3 protein-coding genes and 2 pseudogenes are annotated in these 4,323 nt (G+C 43.9%); 2 read left to right on the top strand and 3 right to left on the bottom strand.

Features of this window, described 5'->3' with window-relative positions; all coding sequences use genetic code 11:
* Both ACP45E_RS19235 and ACP45E_RS19230 read right to left on the bottom strand, forming a co-directional pair.
* Window positions 1–573 (bottom strand): annotated as a pseudogene (locus tag ACP45E_RS19235) (GntP family permease); the annotation flags it as partial.
* Between the two features lie 180 nt (window positions 574–753).
* Window positions 754–1,896 carry a sugar diacid recognition domain-containing protein gene (locus tag ACP45E_RS19230; RefSeq protein WP_017039063.1) on the bottom strand — a complete coding sequence of 381 codons (1,143 nt, stop codon included), beginning with the start codon at window positions 1,894–1,896 and terminating at the stop codon, window positions 754–756.
* Between the two features lie 211 nt (window positions 1,897–2,107).
* On the opposite strand from ACP45E_RS19230, the gene ACP45E_RS19225 reads away from it, so the two are divergent.
* Window positions 2,108–2,983: an AEC family transporter gene (locus tag ACP45E_RS19225; RefSeq protein WP_017039064.1), complete on the top strand. Its 876-nt coding sequence runs from the start codon at window positions 2,108–2,110 to the stop codon at window positions 2,981–2,983.
* Between the two features lie 180 nt (window positions 2,984–3,163).
* Here ACP45E_RS19225 and ACP45E_RS19220 read toward each other — a convergent pair whose 3' ends face one another.
* Complete coding sequence (locus tag ACP45E_RS19220; RefSeq protein ID WP_017035865.1) at window positions 3,164–3,742, bottom strand: TetR/AcrR family transcriptional regulator; 579 nt, start codon at window positions 3,740–3,742, stop codon at window positions 3,164–3,166.
* A 140-nt stretch (window positions 3,743–3,882) separates the two neighbouring features.
* Here ACP45E_RS19220 and ACP45E_RS19215 point away from each other — a divergent pair.
* Window positions 3,883–4,323 (top strand): annotated as a pseudogene (locus tag ACP45E_RS19215) (alkene reductase); the annotation flags it as partial.

The raw sequence follows: 4,323 nt of genomic DNA, 5'->3' as shown, positions 1-4,323 counted from the left end.
AGCCAATGATGCAGCCGCGGCGACAAAGATACCCACACCAATGACTAAACCTAGATTAGACTCTAATCCCAGATTACCCGCAGCCGCAATTGGCCCTGGAGTTGGAGGAATGAAGGTATGCGTAGCATAAAGACCGGCAGCCAAAGCCACACTCATAGCAACGCTGGACGTCTTTAAACGATGAGATAAAGACTCTTTCAATGAGTTAAGAATCACGAAGCCCGAATCACAAAAAACAGGAACGGAAACAATGTAACCAATGATCGTCATGGTCAGTGTTGGGTATCGCTCACCCAATACTTTAATAACGGTGTCTGCCATGGTGATAGCAGCGCCGCTTTTTTCTAGTATCACACCAATGATGGTACCGAGGACAATAACAAGGCCAATATAGCCGAGTATTCCACCAAAGCCTGATGCGATGGTTTTCGCAATGCTATCAGCCGGTAATCCGTAGGCAAAAGCAGCAATAAATGCGGCTAGAATCAACGATAAAAATGGGTGTAATTTATATTTGGTTGTAGAGAGGACGATGAATGCTATCACCCCCAATAGTATGAGAACTAGGGTCATGGTAATTCCTTTTCGTTATGTAATTTGTATCCAGTACTTATGACTGCCGATACTGGGTTTGCCTGTAGGGGACGTCGCTATTATCAAACGAACTCCGTCACTTTCCTTTGGGCAAGTTTACAAATTATTCACACTATCAATATTTGCTTATTGTGCACACGCACAATTATCAGCCGAGTATCACTGACTTTTCAGAGCGAGATAGAGTTCAATAGACTCATCTAACCTATTGATATTTAACCCTGTAATTTCTTCAACCCTGTCTAGCCGATACCTCAGTGTATTTCTATGAATATGTAATAAACGACAAGTTCGAGCTAAATCACAATCTTGAGAAAAATAGCAATTGAGGGTTTTAATCAATACTCCCTTGCTGTCTTTTTCATTCAATCTATTGATTGGAGCCATCAATAATTCTTTTTTCCAAGCGTCCTGTTTTATGCTGCTTATAAAGACAGACAGCTTGTGATCATCAAAAAACAGAGTACTTTGGGCCGTCGGTACACTGGAATCCAATGTGGCTTTCGCCGTTTCATAGGATCTCGCGAGGCCAAGTAAGCCAGGGAAGTAACCGCCAACAAATATCTGGATGGTAAAATCACACTCTTTTTTGGCCCGTCTAGCCAGCTTTTTGACTCGTTCTTTTTCCGCGTCTATACACCACTGATCCTCTTTAATCGTAATGGGTTTTAGGACGACCACCTCATTTTGGGATACAGAAACAATACCGACGATATTATCTCTGGCGGGGTACTCCAATAAATCAACGAGCTTTTGCAACTGCTCTTGTGTCACCGATTGATTCGGCCTTGGGACCACTTTAACCAGCGCCGCCACTCGCGGTTGGGTAAGGTCCAAATCCAAACGCGCTGCAATCGACATCAGTTGATTGTCACTTAAACTCGACCCTTCAATCAGTTGGCTTAGCAGCTCTTCACGGTGTCGATTGTTCCATTGCATCTGCGCCATCATTGCAGCTTGTTCAATGATTAACTCAGCCGTCATTTGAACCAGTTCACCAAAACTTCTCACATCATCTGGGACACCAGAAACCCCCACCACGCCGATGACTTGATCCTGATACAGGATGGGAAAGTTGATCCCCTCTTTTACACCATTCAACGTACTTGCTACTGTTTTATTTATTTCTACGGTTCGATTGTCATGAATCGCTAACAGCGCTCCTTCATGAGTACGATGCAATCGAGCCGGATCGCTTGAACCGATGATTTGCCCATTTTCATCCATTACGTTGACAGGGTATTGAATGATCTTACTGGCTCTTTCTACAATCTGACGTGCGATCAGTGAATTTAACTGCATGGTGGAAGCTCTTAAGGTTAACCAACATTCAGTATATCCAAACTGCGCTTATGTTTTTGTACTGAATAGAAAATATTCCAACCCACTCTTATTTCTTTTTGCGTTTCACCTCATTTTCATCCGCATGCATAAGGCAAGTGACGAGGCCCTAAAATATTGCTAACGTAATGCAGCCATGCCTTTTTACCTTCGTATTTCCTAGAGGAACTTTATGTTCGAGCAAGTGATTAATATCTTATTCCCCGTCTTTGCTCTTGCGTTCGTTGGCTTTGCTGTCGGTCGATGGTTAAAACCAGATTTCAAACCGATCAATCAAATCAACATGAGTGTTTGTATCCCCGCATTAGTATTTGCCTCGCTGGCAACCATGCCTCTCGATACAGAACAGCTCCCCCTGATTTACGCCTCTTTGGTTGCGATCCTGGTACCGGGCCTACTCATGATTCCGATCTGTAAATACATGGGCCTAAATTTCAAAGCGTGGGCACCGCCTCATATGTTTCGTAATAGTGGTAATCTGGCCATTCCACTTTTTACTTATACCTTTGGTGATGTGGCTTTAGCTCCTGCGGTTTTACTGTTTGTCATGTCGGCCTGTGTTCACATTAGTATTGGCTTAGCACTGCTTAGCAAGGGGAATCCTTTCAAGCAAATATTCTCCATGCCTGTGTTTTTAGCGGCCGCACTGGCGATGTTTCTCAATCTATCAGGGATCGTTGTTTGGAACCCACTCATCGAAGCCACTTCACTTCTAGGGCAAGCCGCAGTTCCCATTATGTTGCTATCGCTTGGTTCTCAAATGGTTAACCTGCGTTTAAGTGGGCTTAAAATCGGATTGCTCAGTACGCTTCAATCTATCGCGACTGGCGCGGTCGCATTTGCAATTATTTACTGGTTGATCCCACTGCCAACGCTTCACCTGCAAATGATGGTGCTATTTACCATGCTTCCGCCAGCTGTGATGAACTATCTCTTTGCGGAAAGGTTTGAAGTTGAACCTGATAAGGTTGCGTCGATGGTTTTGTTTGGTAACTTTCTCAGTGTGGCCACGTTACCCTTGCTGCTGATTTTTGCGCTCTCCTTGTAAATTTTCACCGAGGCTGGCGGAACTTCAGTTACAGGGGGCTAGAAAGAAAGGGAAGGAAAGTACAAATAATGAAGAAGATAAATGAGCAAACAGCCGCTGTTTGTCCGTTGAACGAATCAGACGTAACGACGGCTTGATTACGTGCAGGAAAAGTAAACATTAGAGGGGTAAGGGAAGCGACTAGCTGCGAATATACGTCAGTAACTGCTGACTCAATCGACCCAGAGATCCCGCCGCTGGATGGGTATACGAAAAAGTACGGATACCATAAATACCCATGACTAAAAACTGCGACAATTCCTCGCAATCTTTGCCTTCGGATATTTCTTTATCTTGCTGAGCTTGGCGGAGTTTTTCAGTAAAGGCTTGCTGCCAATCATTGAGCATTTTACTGATGATGTTTTCAACTTCTTCGTCTTGGTCGGCCAATTCATTCAAGGCCTTCTGCAGCAAGCAGTGCTTAATTTGAGCTCTTTCACACTCTTCTACTACGCTACCAAGGTAGGCTTCCAACCCCTCCATGATGGTATTTTTGCTGTCGAACACAGCCATAAATTCAGTGTTTCTTTCTAAACGGTATTGATTAAGCGCAGCAACCAACAGTCCTCGTTTATTTTCAAACGCACAATAGATTGAGCCTGGGTGCAACCCTGTGGCTTTTTTCAAATCTTGCATACTGGTTTTACTGTAGCCCTTACTAATAAAGGCATCCATTGCTGACCGTAATACTTTTTCTCGATCAAACTCTGCACTGCGCATATTCGTTCTCACCTTTTCTAACTGTCGCTCATACTACCCTATTTTGAACAATCATTCAAAATAGTACTTGAATGATCATTCAACTTGGTCTAATTTGAATGGGCATTCAAGAAATAGACACTCAGACCATAAGGATCAGCATGGAAAACCTATTTGAACCGCTCAGCCTCAACAATACGATTACACTGAAAAACCGTATATTAATGGCACCACTCACTCGTTGTATGGCTGATGAAAACTTAGTCCCTACCCAACAAATGGTGGATTACTATGCTCGCCGTGCTGACACTGGACTGATCATTTCTGAAGCAATCATTATTCGACCAGATGGGCAAGGCTATCCAAATACACCTGGGCTATTTAGTGAAGACCAAATTAGCGGTTGGAAAAAAGTCACCGATGCCGTTCATAGCAATGGTGGAAAGATTTTTGCTCAACTTTGGCATACCGGGCGTGTTGCACACCCTCATTTTTTCGATGGCGACTTTGTATTGGCCCCCTCTGCCATTGCGGTTGACGGATCAGTACCCCGAATGCGTGAACTCACGTACACCGTACCAAAACCAGATCGGAAGAGCGGT

Origin of the sequence: Vibrio genomosp. F10 str. 9ZD137, assembly GCF_049974785.1 — a bacterium.
In the GTDB taxonomy this organism is placed as follows: Bacteria; Pseudomonadota; Gammaproteobacteria; order Enterobacterales; family Vibrionaceae; genus Vibrio.
Note: the sequence above shows the minus strand (reverse complement) of the source record. Positions and strands in the feature narration are given on the sequence as shown.